The organism is Citrobacter sp. RHBSTW-00881, from assembly GCF_013728515.1.
GTDB classification, from domain to species: domain Bacteria; phylum Pseudomonadota; class Gammaproteobacteria; order Enterobacterales; family Enterobacteriaceae; genus Citrobacter; species Citrobacter braakii.
The window spans coordinates 994502-1011490 of record NZ_CP056269.1 but is presented as its reverse complement, the minus strand read 5'-3'; the positions used below and the strand labels follow the sequence as shown (position 1 = coordinate 1011490).

Below are 16989 nucleotides of genomic sequence, written 5' to 3'. Positions count from 1 at the left end.
GTTTATTTCTCAATCGGGTAGATCGTTCCCGTGTTCATAATGCCGTTTGGATCAAACTGACGTTTCAGACCTTCCAGCAGCGGCCACGCGCTGCCATGTTCCAGCTTGCTCCAGTGAACACGATGCTTGCCGATGCCGTGGTGATGCACCATTGAGCCGCCAAGACGGATCGTCTCTTCGCAAATAATCTTGTTAAGCGGGTTGTGGTACTTATCAATCTCCTCTTCCGGCTTGCAGTCCACCACGTTGTAGTCATACACAAAGTACATGTTGGTTCCGTTGATATAACTATGGGAAGAGTGACCGCCCAGCATGGTGATGTCATCCGCGTGTGGGAATTCAGTACGAATACGATGGATCACGTTTTCGTAAATTTGATGGATGCAGCTCCAGCTGCCGGAAACTTCCGTCGTAAAGCCCATATTGCCGGTTTTCAGGATCTGCACGCGTTCGGCAGCCACTTTTTCCGGGCCCCAGTTCAGATGGTTAAACCAGTTCTCAATCAGCTTGCTGTCCACACGCTTACACTGTGGATAACGCGCGACGATCTCCGCAATGCCCTCGCCAGTGGCTTGCGCCATTCGCGGATTGCCCTCAGCCATGAAGATCAACACGCATTTCCCGTCAGCAAAATGAGTGAAGTGCTGGGTGCCATCCTCGGCGTCATACAGGCGTGCAATCGAAGGACGGTAGCCTTCCACCATCACTTCACGCAGGATGTCGAAACCGATATTCATATCGTCCAGAATGTAGCCGTAAAAAAGGTTATTTTCCGGCGTGAACTTGAAGATTTTCACCGTCACTTCAGTGATATAGCACAGCGCGCCTTCGTTCCCAATGATGATGTGGCGAATGTCCGGCCCGGCAGCCCGGCGTGGCACGTTCTTGATGCGGGTTACCGTGCCGTCCGGCAGCACCGCCTCCAGCCCCACGACCATATCTTCAATGGCACCGTAAAGAGTGGAGAACTGCCCGATGCTGCGGGTTGCAACCAGGCCGCCCATCTGCGCCAGCGGCTTAGACTGCGGCGAGTGCCCGGTGGTATACCCTTTTTCGCGCAATGCGTTTTCCAGAATCTCAAGCGGCACGCCGCATTGTGCCGTCGCCTGCATATTTTCAATATCAATGCTCAGGATCTGGTTCATCCCTGCCCCGTCCAGCACCACGGAGTCTTTAACCACCGTTTCCAGCCCCCCTTCCGTCGCGGATGCGCCGGTACGCGGAACTCCATTGATTTTATGCTGATTCATAAACGCCAGAACGCGGGAAACCTGCTCTGTCGAACCGAGTTTTACCACTGCCGCCGGAATGGGTAGTGTATAAATACCGTGAATGTCGGCATATTTACGAAAGCGGTCAATACTGTTTTTCTTTAATACCGTTTCATCGGTAATTACGCGTTCGGACCCAACAATTTCTTTTAACTGGTCAACAATCGCTTCGCGAGATAAAGGCATAGCTATTCCTTCCTGATAATTAGCAGAACAATTAATAATACAGAAACTATAGGTAGAGATTAGCGAACTAAATAACCGCCATCGACGACCAGTAAATGACCGTTAACATAATTAGAAGCCTGACTGGCAAGGAATATCGCAGCCCCCATTAAATCCTGGGTATCGCCCCAACGATTAGCCGGGATATGATCCAATACGCGCTGATTCGTTTCCGGATTGCTGCGCGTAGCCAGCGTAATATCCGTTGCATAATATCCCGGTGCGATACCGTTAACCTGAATATTATATTGCCCCAATTCATCGCAATACGCCTTGGTAAAACCGGCAAGCGCATGTTTTGTCGCTGAATAAGCCGGAGACCACTGTCCGCCAAGATAAGAGAACAAAGAACAGATATTTATAATTTTACCGCTGTTTTGCGGAATCATAATTTTTGCCGCTTCGTAGCTCAGTTCAAACGCCGCCGTCAGGTTGACGTCAATCATCGGATCCCAGTCCGCACGACCAAAGTCCAGTACCTTATTCAGCTTACAAATTCCGGCATTGTTCACCAGAATATCAACGGTGCCAAAACGCTCGCAGCAGGCGGCAATAATCTTCTGCGGGGCACCTTTCTCGGTGATATCCACCTGCATGAATTCAACTTCAACACCCTGTTTCTCAATGATTTCTTTCGTTTCACCGTTATCTTTTACAAAACTTGGGATAAACAGATTCGCCCCGGCTTTCGCCAGCGCCATCGCAAAAGCCTGACCCAGACCGCTGTTGCCACCCGTTACGATCGCCGTTTTCCCTTTCAGGGAGAAAAAATTCATTGAGAATGCATTGAGAGATTCGATTGACATAGCTGGCTCCAAATTCCTTTAGGCAAAAAAAAAGAAAGGCAACTTCCCCCGCTAGAGGGAAGTCACCTTTCTCATTATCTCTGGTAACTGGAATGAATTTTTAGCATAACGAGAAAATATCTAACGTGATCAAAATCACAGATGTTTTGTTCATTCTGTATTGATGACTAAAAACAAGAAGCGTGATTATTCTCACACTATAACCCACACTTCCATGTTATTTCTAAGCGCAATTACTAGAGACCTGAGAAAAGTAATCCACCTGAAAGGGCGGTTTACTTTTCTCTTTTTTTTGTCTGCATAAAATGAGAGCCCGATATGCAACAATCCTCATATCGCCGTTGGATAACACTCGCCATTATTAGTTTCAGTGGTGGCGTTAGTTTTGATTTAGCCTATTTACGTTATATCTATCAAATTCCCATGGCAAAATTCATGGGATTTAGCAATACCGAAATTGGATTAATAATGAGTACCTTTGGCGTTGCCGCTATTATTCTGTATGCGCCCAGCGGCGTTATTGCCGATAAATTCTCCCATCGCAAAATGATCACCTCAGCCATGATAATTACCGGCTTGCTCGGTCTGCTGATGATGACCTATCCACCGCTGTGGGTCATGCTCTGTATTCAGGTCGCCTTTGCCATCACGACAATCCTGATGCTGTGGTCGGTATCAATTAAAGCCGCCTCGCTGCTGGGGGATCACAGTGAACAAGGGAAAATCATGGGCTGGATGGAAGGCCTGCGCGGCGTCGGCGTCATGTCGCTGGCGGTATTTACCATGTGGGTCTTTTCTCGCTTCGCACCGGACGACAGCAACAGCCTGAAGGCCGTGATCCTGATTTATAGCGTGGTTTACATCCTGTTGGGAATTTTGTGCTGGTTCTTCGTGAACGATGGCAACAGCCGCAGCCACGGTGCGAAAGAGGATAAGCAGCCGTTTCAGCTCAAAGATATCATCGCCGTGTTGCGTATCAGCACCACCTGGTATTGCAGCATGGTTATTTTTGGCGTCTTTACGATCTACGCCATTCTCAGCTACTCCACCAACTATCTGACTGAAATGTACGGCATGTCGCTGGTCGCGGCGAGCTACATGGGGATCGTCATCAACAAGATCTTCCGGGCTATCTGTGGGCCACTGGGCGGCATCATCACCACCTACAGCAAAATTAAGTCGCCAACGCGCGTGGTGCAACTGCTTTCAATTGTCGGCGCCGCTGCGCTGATTGCCCTGCTGGTGACGAACTCAAATCCGCAGTCCGTAGTTATGGGGATCGGCCTGATTCTGCTGCTGGGCTTCACCTGCTACGCCTCGCGCGGGCTTTACTGGGCTTGTCCCGGCGAGGCCAGAACCCCTTCTTACATCATGGGAACCACCGTAGGGATCTGCTCGGTGATCGGTTTTCTGCCCGACGTGTTCGTCTATCCGATTGTCGGCCACTGGCAGGATACGCTCCCGGCGGCACAAGCCTATCGCAATATGTGGCTGATGGGACTGGCGGCGCTGTGCATGGTCATCCTCTTCACGTTCTTATTGTTTCGCAAAATTCGCACCAACAACGCCGCACCGGAAAAGATAACCTCACTGGCCGCAGAAACCTCCGGCGAGTGAAGATGGAAAATTAAAGGAGAATGACAATGTCAAAGAAATACATCATTGGAATTGATGGCGGAAGTCAGAGTACCAAGGTTGTGATGTACGATCTGGAAGGTAACGTGGTGTGTGAAGGAAAAGGTCTCCTGCAACCGATGTTTACTCCCGACGCCGATACGGCAGAGCATCCCGACGACGATTTATGGGCTTCATTGTGTTTTGCTGGCAAAGACTTAATGAGCCAGTTCGCGGGAGATCCAAAAGACATTGTCGGGATTGGTCTGGGCTCCATTCGCTGCTGTCGCGCATTGCTCAAAGCAGACGGCACGCCCGCTGCGCCATTGATCAGCTGGCAGGACGCGCGCGTCACCCGCCCCTATGAGCACGCCAATCCTGATGTGGCTTACGTCACCTCATTTTCAGGTTATTTGTCACATCGCTTAACCGGTGAATTTAAAGACAATATCGCCAACTACTTTGGTCAGTGGCCGGTGGATTACAAAACCTGGACATGGAGCGACGACCCGGAGGTGGTGAAGAAATTCAATATCCCGCGCAGGATGCTGTTCGAGGTGCAGATGCCGGGAACCGTGCTCGGGCACCTGACGGATGCAGCGGCGAAAGCGACCAGCTTCCCCGCCGGATTACCGGTGGTTTGCACCACCAGCGACAAACCGGTAGAGGCCCTGGGCGCAGGATTGCTGGACGACGAAACCGCGGTGATCTCATTAGGCACCTATATCGCCCTGATGATGAACGGCAAAGCGCTGCCCAAAGATCCAATCGCTTATTGGCCAATTATGTCTTCGATTCCGCAAACGCTGCTCTACGAAGGCTATGGCATTCGCAAAGGGATGTGGACGGTCAGTTGGCTGCGGGATATGTTGGGGGAATCACTAATCCAGGATGCGAAAGCACAGGATCTGTCGCCGGAAGATTTGCTGAATAAGAAAGCGGCCAGCGTACCACCCGGTTGCAATGGCCTGATGACCGTCCTGGACTGGCTGACCAACCCGTGGGAACCGTTCAAACGTGGGATCATGATTGGCTTTGACTCCAGCATGGACTACGCATGGATTTACCGCTCTATTCTGGAAAGCGTTGCGCTGACGCTGAAAAACAATTACGACAATATGTGTAACGAAATGAATCACTTCGCTAAACAAGTGATCATTACGGGCGGTGGTTCAAACAGCGATCTATTCATGCAAATCTTTGCCGACGTGTTCAATCTTCCCGCAAGACGGAATGCCATTAACGGTTGCGCCAGCCTGGGCGCGGCAATTAACACGGCGGTAGGGCTTGGTCTCTATCCGAACTATGAGACCGCAATTGAAAAAATGGTACGGGTGAAAGATGTATTCACACCAATAGAAAGCAATGCCAGACGCTATGACGCGCTGAACAAAGGGATTTTCCGCGATTTAACCCAGCACACCGATGTGATCCTGAAAAAGTCGTATGAAGTACTGCATGGCGGCCTGGATAACGTTAATTCGATTCAGAGCTGGTCTAACGCATAAGGTTGTCCGGCCTGCATGTAGCACTCAATGCAGGCCGATAAACCCATTATCATCAGGCAATATTCAGATATTTATGGGTCTGCATCGACAGACGCCAGTTACGCGCAATACAGGTATCAATACACAAACGCGTGGCATCTTCTTTCTGGCTGATTGGCTGTAAGGCGATGATACGCGGTTTGTCGTCGCTCAACGTAGCCAGCAGTTCATCCAGCGCTTCAATATCGCGAACGCGACCAACCGGATGTTTGATTTCATTCGCACGCTCCAGCGCCTGCGACAGCACATCATAACCGCCGCGCATATTCACCTTCGGCGATACGGTCACCCAGGTATTCGGCGTACAGCGCACTTCGTGGGTACCGCTGGTTTCAATCTGGCAGCTAAAGCCGTTCTTTTCCAGCAGGTCTGTCAGCGGCATCAGGTCATGAATGCAGGGCTCGCCACCGGTTATCACCACGTGACGGGCGGTATAGCCCTGACGCACAATGACCGCCAGCAGATCCTCGCTACTCGCCGCGCCCCATTTATCGCTCTCTTTGGTCTTAGCCAGGATGCTGTACAGGGAAACTTCCCGATCCTCAAGCTTATCCCAGGTGTGTTTGGTATCGCACCAGGCACAGCCAACCGGGCATCCCTGTAAACGAATAAAAATGGCGGGGACGCCGGTAAAGTAACCCTCACCTTGCAGGGTCTGGAACATCTCGTTAATCGGGTACTGCATAGTCATCTCTGTGAGGGGGATAAAGCATAAGTATCGCAGATTTCGGTCATCAGGTCATGTACGGGAGCCGCCGCGCCTCTGTGGCTTCAGGTGCTGTCGCCAGCGGTGATGATTTAATATTTTGAAGGTATGTTGTTTATCGCTCTGAGCAGGCCTTTTTCAGTCTCGATATAATTTCCAGTCTTCAGTTGAGCCAGTATCTTCATGATGCTGCTGCGTGACAGAAAGGTACGGCTTAAAATATAAGAAACAATGCTGACATTATTTCTCACTTCTTCTGTTTCATCCATCAGTTCATAGAGCTGATAGCATATAATCTCATAAGAAGATAATGCCGAGATCTTCGTGCAGTGATCGAACATTCTTGTCGCACTATAAATTAATAGCGCGGCTACGCCTTTCCACAGGTTACTCCTGTCGATAATCCGGTTAGCATCGGCAATAGAAAGAACGCTAATATCAGAAGTCTCATTCGTTCTGATATAGAAATAATCATGCTCCAGCAACTGCGTACTTAAGCCAAATATGTAGGGAGCTGATTCTGAATTTAAGGCAATACCGTCGGCATGGCGATAAAGCGTAATGTTACCGTGATGAAGTAAAAAACATTTATGCTCCCCTTCCACTCTAAAGTTAAGTGACTGCTTATTGGCGAGCGTCAACTTATTGGCTGAAGGTGTAAGGATACTTATCAGTTGATTGATATCAGCCAGAGGCTTTTTGTGTCTGATGCTGTAACTTATTGAGGTGGCTCTTTTTTTATTATTCACAAATAAATCCCTCCATAGGCTTATGAACATCCCCCTAACGACTCCCCTCACATAAACGATAATTATGATAATTGTTTTAGATTTTTAAAAGTTATTTATGGGTGTAAAATTACACCCATAAATAACTTGCATAAATATCCATAATACTATTATGGGTACTGAATTCATTCTTCTTAAAAATCATCCAGTTTGATATTACAGCCATTTTAGCAAAAGGAAATAAGTAATAAAACCATAAATTATTTATCAGAATTATTTTGTTATATAAACAAAATTAAATATTACTTTGAAGATATTGATTTAAAAAGAAATAAGATTAAGATCTATCGGATAATTCTGAGTCAAATTTTAAGTGAGCGTCAATCAACATGAGGAGTATGTTATGGATACCGAACATCCGGATCGCAGTCTGAACCTCTCCGCTACCGCCGAACTGCTGGAAAGCCTGGCTCCTCTGGCGACTTTTGCTATGTATCCTCCCAACACCCGGTTATATCTTTATAATAATGGCGTTGCGTACTGCTATCTGGTACGAAGCGGCGTGTGCAACGTCTATCATCAGACGAGTGAAATTCTGCTGGGCACGCTGTATGTGCCAGGGATCATGGGTCTCAGTGGAACACTTTACGCCGAGGCGGGGATGTTTATTCAGACCCACAGTACCTCTGAGATCGCCATTACCCGTACCGATAAGGTCAACCAGTTCGTCACCGAGCACAATCTCTGGAGGCTGCTGGCCTGCCATAGCCTCAGAGTCACCTCACGACTGTATACGATAAATACCAGGCTCATGGCCACCTGTGCCTATGAAATTGTCCGCGTTCAATTACAGGAGTTGATGAGTGAACCAGCGGAATACAGACATGATGTTTCTGCCGCGCAGTATATCCAGCAGAAAACCAGCCTTTCACGTAGCAGCATTATGAAAATCCTCGCACAGCTTAAAAAGGGGGGCTATATCAGCATTGAAAACGGCATCCTTTTGACAATCGAGCATCTTCCGTTAAAGTACTAACCTATTGTATCAACGAAGAAAAATAACGTACTCTCTTCGATGAAATGTTTACCCTTATAATATGTTCTTGTTTTGTTAACTGGCAGTCGCTATTTTCCCAAGACTTACCGTCCCCTCTGGCATAACCCTTTTATCGCGGAAAACACACAGGGTGTAAAATTACACCCAAAAAAGTGTTGCCGGATATTTTGAAATGTACAAGAATAATCTCATACAAATTATAACGTTTGACAAGCCCGTTTTAAATATAAAAGCAGGGAACTGTCATTCTATTAATATTATCATTAGAGATCTGTGAGCCTGGAAACGGGACGATATTCTATTGATAAATTTCAAAAAGCTGCCGTTTGCCTGGCAATACATTAATACTAATAAATTGAATATACTCAAGGAATAGATCATGAAAAGCAAATTACTGCCACTGGGAGTGCTGATTTCGTCTCTGGCTGGAGTTTCAGCGATGGCAGCTGACGGAGAGGTGAATTTTAACGGCGAAATTATTGATGCTGCCTGTAAAGTCACCAATAGTCCGGCCAGTCCGCTGACGGTGACATTAGGTCAGGTCAGTAAGAGCGCCTTTACCAACGCAGGCTCTACTGCTGCACCGACCAAGTTCACGTTGCAGCTCACGGATTGCCCGGTAAGCGCAACCAAGGCGGCCGTGAAGTTTGACGGCTCCCCGGTAGCAGGGAGTCCTGGCGTGCTGGCCCTGACCGCAGAAACTGGCGTGGCAGGCGGCGTGGGGATTCAATTATACGACGATGCCAATACCGCGATTCCGCTGTATAACGCATCCAAACAATACCCTCTGACGTCAGGTACCGGCGTGGTGAATAATCTGGATTTTATTGCGCGCTATATCGCCACATCGACAACAGTTACCGCAGGCAAGGCTAATTCAATGGCAAGTTTCACCATTGTTTATAATTAATAGCCCGTCATTCCTGCATAGCGAAATTGTTATTCGGGCCGATGGATTATTGTCGGTCCGTCCTTACTCTTTTAATGAATGATTAATGATGAAACTTATTCCTCTCACCTTGCTGACTGCAATAATAATAACCTCAGGTTTAGCCCAGGCTGGCCTGATTGTGGGTGGCACCCGCTTAATTTACGATGGGAGTAAGAAAGAGTCTTCAATTAATGTAAGCAACCCGGACCAGGCACCTTATCTGGTGCAAAGCTGGGTCGAGCCCGAAATTAATCGCGCAGAGAAAACGCCGTTTGTGATCACCCCGCCGTTATTTCGTCTGGACGGCGGGCAGGAAAATGTCCTGCGCGTCGTGCGGGCGGGCGGGAATCTACCGCAGGATAGGGAATCGCTGTACTGGCTGAATATTAAGAGTATCCCCTCGATAGAAAAAGATCAGGGTAAAAACCTGCTGCAGATCGCGGTCAAGACGCGCATCAAACTGATCTATCGCCCTGAAGGTTTAACAGGCTCCGCGGAAGCGTTAACCCATAAGCTGTCCTGGCAGCGCCGCGGCAACCGGCTGGAGGTGAGTAACCCGACTTCATTTTATATGAATTTCCAGAGCGTTACCGTTGCAGGTAAAGAGCTGGAAGATGCCCGGTATATTGCGCCGCAGAGTAGCGCCATTTTTGAATTACCCAGCGGTGCGGGTAATAGCGTGAGCTGGAAAATAATTAATGATTACGGCGGAATCGGCGAGCTTCATCGTGCTTCATTCTGATAAATAACAGCACAGGAATCCGGCGTTAATTATTTACCCCTCAGGGAAGGACTACACAGATGAGGAGCCCAAAAAACCAGCGCGAATATCCACAGCCCAATAATATCGGCAGGCTGATTTATCTTTTTTCGGCACCCTTTTTACTATTGAATTTGACAACTTTTGCCTCACACGCCAGGGAATATTTTAATCCGCTGATGCTGGAAATTGACAATCCGCATCAGGAAAAAACCGATCTTAGCGTATTTGAAGAGGAAAACGGCCAGGCGCCGGGCATTTACCGGGTCGATATCTCTGTCAACAACCAGTTTCAGGAAACCCGGGAAGTGGAATTCAGCATGCAGCCCGGCCCGGACGGGAAAGCGCTTCTGTCGCCATGCCTGAGCGTGAGCCAGCTTAACGCGATGGGAGTCAAAACCGACCTGTTCCCGGATCTGGGCGATGCCGCCGCGCCGTGCGCCAGGCTGGACGCGATCCCGCAGGCCAGCGCAGAGTTTCGCTTTAGCGCGCAGCAATTGCTGTTGAGCATTCCGCAGGCCGCCATTGTGATGAATCCACGCGATTACGTTCCTGAAACGCAGTGGGATGATGGGATCACCGCCCTGCTGCTTAATTACAGCGTGAACGGCGCCAGTACCCGGGCGCGGGATCGTAGCGGCACGGACAGTACGACCCAGTACGCCAACCTGCGTCCCGGTATGAACATCGGTCCCTGGCGGCTGCGTAATTACACGACTTTTCAGCGGGATAATAACGGTCGCGACAGCTGGGACACCGTCTATACCTATTTGTCCCGTGATATTCGCGTCCTGAAGAGCCAGCTGGTGCTGGGAGACAGCGCCTCCCCGTCCGATATTTTCGACAGCGTTCCCTTTCGCGGCGCGCAGCTGGCGTCCGACGAGGAGATGATCCCCGACAGCATGAAGGGCTATGCACCGGCGATCAAAGGCATTGCGCGAACCAACGCGCAGGTGATTATCCGGCAGAACGGGTATGTTATTTATCAGAGCTATGTGGCACCGGGCGCATTTGAAATCAACGACATGTACGCCACCGGCGGCAGCGGGGATCTCTATGTGACGATTAAAGAAGATAACGGCAGCGAGCAGAATCTCGTCGTACCGTTTGCCTCACTGCCGGTGCTCCAGCGTGAACAACGGCTGAAATATTCACTGACCAGTGGCCAGTATCGTTCGTATGACCGCAGCGTGGAAAAGACGCCGTTTAGCCAGGCGACGCTGATCTACGGCCTGCCACGGGGTTTTACCCTCTACGGCGGCGGCCAGTTTGCGAACCACTATCAGTCGCTGGCGCTGGGCGTCGGTAAAAATCTGGGGGAAATTGGCGCGCTTTCGCTGGATGTCACCCAGGGCTGGTCGAAGATACAGAGCCAGCCGAAGGAGAAAGGCCAGTCATGGCGGATCCGCTACAGCAAAAATATTGTCGAAACCGGGACTAACTTCGCCATTGCCGGTTATCGCTACTCGACCGACGGCTATTACACGCTGGCAGAAGTCATGGATACCTGGCGCGGCGGGAATACCCCGACGTTTTTCGAGCGCAGACGAAACCGTACTGAACTGTCGCTGAGCCAGAATTTGTGGGAAAGAGCGGGTTCGCTGTCGCTGAGCCTGATAAACGAAGACTACTGGAACAGCGGCCGGACCCTGCGGTCGATGAGCGCCGGTTACAACAATAGCTGGAACGGCATCAGCTACGGGCTTAATTACAGCTATAACATTAACTCGACGTCGCGCAGCGGGGGCTCCGGCAAAGAAAAGGTCTATGAACGCGACCAGGTGTTCTCACTGAACGTCAGCATTCCACTGAATCGCTGGTTGAGTAATACCCACGCGTCGTGGAACGTCAGCAGCAGCCAGAAAGGGAGCACCAATCACACCGTGGGTCTCAATGGTACGACGCTTGAGGGCAATAACCTGAGCTGGAGCATCCAGCAGGGTTACGGCAGCCAGGGAACGGGCAACGGCGGCAATCTGAACGCCGACTATCGCGGAACCTATGCTGAAGTCACTGCGGGATATGCTTACGACAAAAACAGCCAGCGGCTGAACTACGGGCTACAGGGCGGGATAGTCGCGCACGCCAGCGGCGTCACCTTCGGCCAACCGCTGGGTGAAACCATGGCGCTGGTTCAGGCACCGGGAGCCTCCGGGGTTGGCGTAAGCAATCAGAGCGGGGTGAAAACCGACTGGCGCGGCTATGCCATCGTGCCTTATACCTCGCCCTACCGTAAAAACCAGGTGCAGCTGAATACGCTGACACTGCCCGATAACGTAGAGCTGATGCAGACCACCCGCAACGTGGTGCCGACGCGGGGAGCCGTGGTGCAGGCCAGCTTTAACGCCAGCGTGGGCCAGCGCGTGATGATGACGCTATTGCTGCAAGGTGGAATGCCAGTGCCATTTGGCGCGACGGTCAGCGATACCGCGCAGAAAAGCGCCCAGGCGTTTATCGTTGGCGATGGCGGACAGGTGTATCTGACCGGTCTGGCCGACAGCGGTGAACTAAGAGTGAAATGGGGGAACGGCGCAGAGCAGCAGTGTCAGGTGAATTATTCCCTGGATAAAGCGCCGCCGGAAAATAGCGGTATTCAGATCATTAGCGAGCGGTGTCATTAAGTAAATAACTTAGCTGTTCAAAGAAACTAAATTTTTATCTGATACCTGTTGCGTATTGAGGTATAGCAATGAGCAAAATGAAATTTCTGAAAATCATCTGGAGCGCTGCTTTTCTAATGTGCAGCTCATTTCCTGCGTTTGCAACCTGCAGTATCGAACAACAAAAGGGGGTTATGGCCTGGGATAATATAGATATTGGTACAATCTATGCGCAACGTGATATTCCTGTGGGTCAGAAGATCGGTACGATAGAATTACTTCCGCCCTTTACTGGCAAATGGCTCGGTTGTCAGGGGGGAGAATTAATTTCAGTATCCATGTTTCGCGATGCAATCAGCGGTTTTCCCCATATCTATAATACAGGCATCCCCGGCGTCGGGATAAAGGTCTATTATACGGCGTACACGCAAAGTACATTTGATAACCCACCCAGGACAGGAATAATGGGACAGGGTGCGGTCAATATCGATAGTGGTGTAACGGTGGATCTTTATAAGACCGGACCGATAACATCCAAAAATATTGATAGAGGATTGTATTTTCAAAAAACCTACGGTGACCTTGAGGTTATCAGGGGAAGTATCGTCGCAGGTCAGGTTATTCAGTTAGCCTGTTCGCTGAATAGTTCAACGATTACCGTACCGTTGCCTGATGCATTAGGCAGTGCGTTTACAGGAAGAGGTACAACTAAAGGCGATACTGCCTTTACCATCAATCTTAACTGTGATGCGGGCACCCGGATTAACGCATCGTTAAGTGGGACGCAAAGTGCAGAGACCTCCAATAACAGTATTCTGGCGTTATCAGGGGCCGGAACGTCAGGGGTTGCGAGAGGAATCGGGATCCAATTGCTGTATGACAATACGCCCCTGAAGCTGAATAACAACATCGTGCTGAAAACCTCAGCAGGCGGTCAGGAATTCCCTCCGGGAGCCTTTACCGCACGCTATTTTCAGACGAAAGACAACGTGACCGCGGGCAGCGCTAACGCCACTGCGACGCTCAATATTACTTATCAGTAGGCGGCTCCGCCATCAGAGTTATACAAGGAGAGGAATAAAATGAATATTCATAAAAGATTCATTCATCTGGCGCTGACGGGGCTGTATTTAGCGGCAACAATCAATATTGCCGGGGCCAATCCGGTCAATATTAATATTACCGGCAAAGTCGTCGCCTCACCTTGTACCGTTGACACCACCCAATCACAGCTCAATGTTAATTTGGGTGATGATATTCAGGCCACCGCCCTGGCACAGCCTGGTAACGTCACAACATTCAAAATCTTTTATTTAATCTTAAAAGATTGTCCTTTTGGCACAACATCGGTAACGGCTGCCTTTTCCGGAACGCCAGCAGCAAACAGCCCCGGGGATTATGCCAATACCGGGACGGCAACCAATGTTAACGTACAGCTTAAAGAGAGTCTGGGTTCCGGTAACGGTAAGTTTTTAGGTCCGGGAACCACATTAAAGCGTAATGTTGCAACCGACCGCACTGTCTCCTTCCCGATAGGCGCACGCGCCATTGCTGCAGCGGCAGACGTCATGCCCGGCACGATAGTGAGCGTTTCACAAGTCACCTTCACCTATCAGTAAACCTGACTTCTCTGCTCAACGGGTGTTTATTATGCAGCAACAAATGAAATATGTTCTCCCGGCGCTTTGTCTGGCGTGCCCTGCATATGCTGCGGAGATCAATATCGGTGGTCATATTGTGGCTTCTCCCTGCGTGGTCGATATCGCCTCGCAAAACCAGAGCGTTAATTTCGGCCAGCTCCGCTTAAATGAAATGCGCGCCGACGGAAATGCTTCCGCGTGGAAATCCTTTGAGGTGAGGCTTTTCAAATGCCCGGCAGGAACGACATCGGTGGACGTGACGTTCAACGGACAGCCGGCCGTAGAAGATCCCACGCTGTATGCCAGTACGGGGACCGCCGCCAACGCCGCCGTGCAAATGGCCCAGGACACAAACAAGGCGCAGGTGCAGGGCAACGGCAGCAGCATGAACGTCCTGGTTGACGCTCAGCGCAAGGCGACCTTTTTACTGGCTGGTCGGGTGATTGTCTCTGACACTACCCTCCCCGGTACGTTTAATTCCCTGGTACAAATGAATTTTACTTACCGATAAACAAAACCACCCTGCTTAGAGCCAGGCTCTGAATGGGTTGCTGAGAATAGTCACCTGAAATAGCGGCGAGGGTATGCGTTATGTTACAGATACAGAAGAATCATATATTCGTCCTGGTACTTGGGTTAACCGGTGCGTTTACTGCCTCTGTTGAAGCGGCCAGCTGTAATAATTCCGGTGGGTATTACACGTTCTCAGGAACGTTAAATTATCAACGTGACGACGCCACCATGAATGTCTTCAGTGATAAATTTGGATCTATTGGCAGCGAAGTATGGGGGTTGGGTTGCTTTGGGGATCCTGACGCCGACAGAGATGTGTACTTGCGTTTACAGGTTAATTCAGCCCCCGTTGCAGGTTATACCGATGTCTATCCCACGAATGTTGACGGAATTGGCGTTCGTTATAATTTTGCCCTGAATACAGGCTCATTGTCTTTTTGCCCGGTGCAGTTTGACGATCATATTTCAAACTCAACCCGGACTTATACCTGCCATATACTTAAAAAGGACACGCAGGGTTTATCCATGGGTGCATCATTGCAATTTGTGAAAACCAGGCCCAATGTCTCCTCAGGAGCAATAACGACAATACCGTCTGTAACCTCAAGCTATTCGTTAAATAATCAAAGCGGACAGTGGGATTTAAATCCCATCTGGTCAGGTGCGGGGTCAGTGGTGGTGACGGTCCAGGCATGCGCAATAAATAACTCGAGTATCGCTGTCCCCCTGGATTCGGTATTAGCGGATAGTTTTAGCGGTGCAGGATCCACCAAAGGCGATCGGACTTTCACAATAGACCTTAACTGTGATGCGGGCACCCGGATTAACGCATCGTTAAGCGGGACGCAAAGTACTGAAACCGCCAATGACAGTATCCTGGCATTATCAGGAGCTGGGATGTCAGGGGTTGCGAGCGGAATCGGGATCCAGCTGCTTTATGGGGGCGCGCCCCTGAAGCTGAATAACAACATCGTGCTGAAAACCTCAGCAGGCGGGCAGGAATTCCCTCCGGGAGCCTTCACCGCACGCTATTTTCAGACGAAAGACAACGTGACCGCAGGCAGCGCTAACGCCACTGCGACGCTCAATATTACTTATCAGTAGGCGACTCGGCCATCAGAATTATACAAGGAGAGGCATAAAATGAATATTCAAAAAAGATTCATTCATCTGGCGCTGGCGGGGCTGTATCTGGGAGCGACAATCCATATTGCCGGGGCCGAACCGGTCAATATTAATATTACCGGGAAAGTTATTGCGTCCCCGTGTGTCGTAGCCAGTGGCAGCAATATCAATGTTAATTTGGGAGACATCCCGGCTGCAGATATTGCAGCGGCAGGTACAACCTCTACCCCGGTAAATTTTACCATTAACCTTGCCAGTTGCCCGGTGGGAACCACCAGCGTGGTCGTGACATTTACCGGAACGGAAGATCCCGACTTTCCGGTACGCTATAAAAATACCGGAACGGCGAACGTTGCGATAGAACTGATCCAGGTCAGCACCGGTTACCTGAAAGGAAATAATACGAATATTACTCAATCAGTCCTGGTCGATCGTACCGTTACATACAATTTACGTGCCCGGGCCTATTCCAAAGGCAATGTGATGCCGGGGACGATCGCTGGTATCGTTCAGGCCAACTTTACTTACAATTAAGTTACTATTTTGCAATTCACAATGACTTATCAGTAAACCGAACTATTTCTGTGTAAAGGATATTTATCATGGTGCAACAAATGAATTATTCTATCCTGGCGCTTTGTCCCCTGTATCCAGCGATCTTTTTACTGACTGGTATCTGCCCCCTTCCCAATACGTTTAATTCTTTGGTGCAAATGAATTTGAATTACTAAAAAACCACCCTAATTATTATTAATAAATGCCTCTACTGGCTCTGGTATATTTAATATGAAAATACTCATACAGGACCCTTACGAATTTTATCGCGAAGGATTGAAACATTTTTTTATAGAGATATTCCTTGGAAGAACCGCCAATAAAATTGGCTTTTTAACATCCGACTCCCAACAAAACTTTGATAAGGCAGATATCGTCGTTATTTCTCTGGCTCCGGGAGAGCATCTCATGTGTTTTCCTGAACTGCAGAACAGGACAACAGGCATTATTATTGGCTTAACCGATGAAGTGATTGACTCTCCTTCCGATCTGCCCTTTTGCATTGCCCGGATCATTTTTATTCACCGACAGGACTCACTGTCGACAGTTAAAGAGAAAGTATTAACTGCCTGGCGGGAATCAAGAAAAAAGCAAATACAGCCAGGGAAAACATTATGTTTTCATTGTCCACATAAAGTCCTGACCAGACAGCAAAGGCGCATTATGTCCTTTATCTGTCAGGGCATAACGACATCTGAGATTGCCCGCAACATGTCAATCTCAGAGAAAACGCTCTATGTGCATAAATACATCATCCGCAAAAAGTTTAATCTGCGAACGAATCATGCGCTATTTTGCTTCCTTCAGAAAATTGCCGGTAAAAACAGCCAGCAAATTTATCTGCGTCAAATTCCGCTGAACGCATAAAAAAACCCGCCGCAGCGGGTTTTTACGTTAAGAGTTAAAGAACA

The 16989-nt window shown here is 49.3% G+C and carries 16 protein-coding genes; 12 read left to right on the top strand and 4 right to left on the bottom strand.

Features of this window, described 5'->3' with window-relative positions; translation table 11 throughout:
- Positions 1-2: 2 nt before the first annotated feature.
- Both HV311_RS04840 and HV311_RS04835 read right to left on the bottom strand, forming a co-directional pair.
- Positions 3-1457, bottom strand: a complete 1455-nt coding sequence (locus tag HV311_RS04840; protein WP_047357892.1) for an FAD-binding oxidoreductase — start codon at positions 1455-1457, stop codon at positions 3-5.
- Between the two features lie 59 nt (positions 1458-1516).
- Entirely contained in the window at positions 1517-2302 is a 786-nt protein-coding gene (locus tag HV311_RS04835) for an SDR family oxidoreductase (protein WP_016154226.1), read from the bottom strand.
- Positions 2303-2620: 318 nt separating this feature from the next.
- Here HV311_RS04835 and HV311_RS04830 point away from each other — a divergent pair, with 318 nt between their 5' ends.
- Both HV311_RS04830 and HV311_RS04825 read left to right on the top strand, forming a co-directional pair.
- Entirely contained in the window at positions 2621-3919 is a 1299-nt protein-coding gene (locus HV311_RS04830; protein WP_047414311.1) for an MFS transporter, read from the top strand.
- A gap of 26 nt (positions 3920-3945) precedes the next feature.
- A complete protein-coding gene (locus HV311_RS04825) occupies positions 3946-5424 on the top strand; it encodes an FGGY-family carbohydrate kinase (protein WP_191220781.1) in 1479 nt (492 codons plus the stop codon).
- Between the two features lie 52 nt (positions 5425-5476).
- On the opposite strand, the gene queE is transcribed toward HV311_RS04825, so the two are convergent.
- A complete protein-coding gene (queE, locus tag HV311_RS04820; RefSeq protein ID WP_016154229.1) occupies positions 5477-6148 on the bottom strand; it encodes a 7-carboxy-7-deazaguanine synthase QueE in 672 nt (223 codons plus the stop codon).
- Positions 6149-6261: 113 nt separating this feature from the next.
- Positions 6262-6918, bottom strand: coding sequence for a winged helix-turn-helix transcriptional regulator (locus tag HV311_RS04815; protein WP_046276166.1), 657 nt, complete (start codon positions 6916-6918; stop codon positions 6262-6264).
- A gap of 382 nt (positions 6919-7300) precedes the next feature.
- On the opposite strand from HV311_RS04815, the gene HV311_RS04810 reads away from it, so the two are divergent.
- The 10 genes from HV311_RS04810 to HV311_RS04765 all read left to right on the top strand — a co-directional run bounded on the left by HV311_RS04810 (position 7301) and on the right by HV311_RS04765 (position 16945).
- Positions 7301-7933, top strand: coding sequence for a winged helix-turn-helix transcriptional regulator (locus tag HV311_RS04810; protein WP_223952806.1), 633 nt, complete (start codon positions 7301-7303; stop codon positions 7931-7933).
- A gap of 400 nt (positions 7934-8333) precedes the next feature.
- Positions 8334-8864, top strand: coding sequence for a fimbrial protein (locus HV311_RS04805; RefSeq protein WP_046276152.1), 531 nt, complete (start codon positions 8334-8336; stop codon positions 8862-8864).
- An 88-nt stretch (positions 8865-8952) separates the two neighbouring features.
- Positions 8953-9627, top strand: a complete 675-nt coding sequence (locus HV311_RS04800) for a fimbrial biogenesis chaperone (protein WP_220131813.1) — start codon at positions 8953-8955, stop codon at positions 9625-9627.
- A gap of 59 nt (positions 9628-9686) precedes the next feature.
- Entirely contained in the window at positions 9687-12266 is a 2580-nt protein-coding gene (locus HV311_RS04795) for a fimbria/pilus outer membrane usher protein (RefSeq protein WP_191220779.1), read from the top strand.
- A gap of 68 nt (positions 12267-12334) precedes the next feature.
- The gene (locus HV311_RS04790; RefSeq protein ID WP_191220778.1) at positions 12335-13288 is read left to right on the top strand and encodes a fimbrial protein; all 954 of its coding nucleotides are present in this window, start codon (positions 12335-12337) and stop codon (positions 13286-13288) included.
- 39 nt (positions 13289-13327) lie between these two features.
- Positions 13328-13864: a fimbrial protein gene (locus HV311_RS04785; protein WP_181627001.1), complete on the top strand. Its 537-nt coding sequence runs from the start codon at positions 13328-13330 to the stop codon at positions 13862-13864.
- A 31-nt stretch (positions 13865-13895) separates the two neighbouring features.
- Positions 13896-14396 (top strand): fimbrial protein, encoded by a 501-nt coding sequence (locus tag HV311_RS04780; protein WP_191220777.1) that lies wholly within the window; start codon positions 13896-13898, stop codon positions 14394-14396.
- Positions 14397-14476: 80 nt separating this feature from the next.
- Positions 14477-15502, top strand: coding sequence for a fimbrial protein (locus HV311_RS04775; RefSeq protein WP_191220776.1), 1026 nt, complete (start codon positions 14477-14479; stop codon positions 15500-15502).
- A 39-nt stretch (positions 15503-15541) separates the two neighbouring features.
- Positions 15542-16057 carry a fimbrial protein gene (locus tag HV311_RS04770; protein WP_191220775.1) on the top strand — a complete coding sequence of 172 codons (516 nt, stop codon included), beginning with the start codon at positions 15542-15544 and terminating at the stop codon, positions 16055-16057.
- Between the two features lie 252 nt (positions 16058-16309).
- Positions 16310-16945: a helix-turn-helix transcriptional regulator gene (locus HV311_RS04765; protein ID WP_191220774.1), complete on the top strand. Its 636-nt coding sequence runs from the start codon at positions 16310-16312 to the stop codon at positions 16943-16945.
- Positions 16946-16989: the final 44 nt, after the last annotated feature.

Bases quoted from the DNA above. Each gene is read 5' to 3' on its own strand.
- HV311_RS04840 (WP_047357892.1), bottom strand. From the start codon at position 1,457: ATGCCTTTATCTCGCGAAGCGATTGTTGACCAGTTAAAAGAAATTGTT.
- HV311_RS04835 (WP_016154226.1), bottom strand. From the start codon at position 2,302: ATGTCAATCGAATCTCTCAATGCATTCTCAATGAATTTTTTCTCCCTG.
- HV311_RS04830 (WP_047414311.1), top strand. From the start codon at position 2,621: ATGCAACAATCCTCATATCGCCGTTGGATAACACTCGCCATTATTAGT.
- HV311_RS04825 (WP_191220781.1), top strand. From the start codon at position 3,946: ATGTCAAAGAAATACATCATTGGAATTGATGGCGGAAGTCAGAGTACC.
- queE (WP_016154229.1), bottom strand. From the start codon at position 6,148: ATGCAGTACCCGATTAACGAGATGTTCCAGACCCTGCAAGGTGAGGGT.
- HV311_RS04810 (WP_223952806.1), top strand. From the start codon at position 7,301: ATGGATACCGAACATCCGGATCGCAGTCTGAACCTCTCCGCTACCGCC.
- HV311_RS04805 (WP_046276152.1), top strand. From the start codon at position 8,334: ATGAAAAGCAAATTACTGCCACTGGGAGTGCTGATTTCGTCTCTGGCT.
- HV311_RS04800 (WP_220131813.1), top strand. From the start codon at position 8,953: ATGAAACTTATTCCTCTCACCTTGCTGACTGCAATAATAATAACCTCA.
- HV311_RS04795 (WP_191220779.1), top strand. From the start codon at position 9,687: ATGAGGAGCCCAAAAAACCAGCGCGAATATCCACAGCCCAATAATATC.
- HV311_RS04790 (WP_191220778.1), top strand. From the start codon at position 12,335: ATGAGCAAAATGAAATTTCTGAAAATCATCTGGAGCGCTGCTTTTCTA.
- HV311_RS04785 (WP_181627001.1), top strand. From the start codon at position 13,328: ATGAATATTCATAAAAGATTCATTCATCTGGCGCTGACGGGGCTGTAT.
- HV311_RS04780 (WP_191220777.1), top strand. From the start codon at position 13,896: ATGCAGCAACAAATGAAATATGTTCTCCCGGCGCTTTGTCTGGCGTGC.
- HV311_RS04775 (WP_191220776.1), top strand. From the start codon at position 14,477: ATGTTACAGATACAGAAGAATCATATATTCGTCCTGGTACTTGGGTTA.
- HV311_RS04770 (WP_191220775.1), top strand. From the start codon at position 15,542: ATGAATATTCAAAAAAGATTCATTCATCTGGCGCTGGCGGGGCTGTAT.
- HV311_RS04765 (WP_191220774.1), top strand. From the start codon at position 16,310: ATGAAAATACTCATACAGGACCCTTACGAATTTTATCGCGAAGGATTG.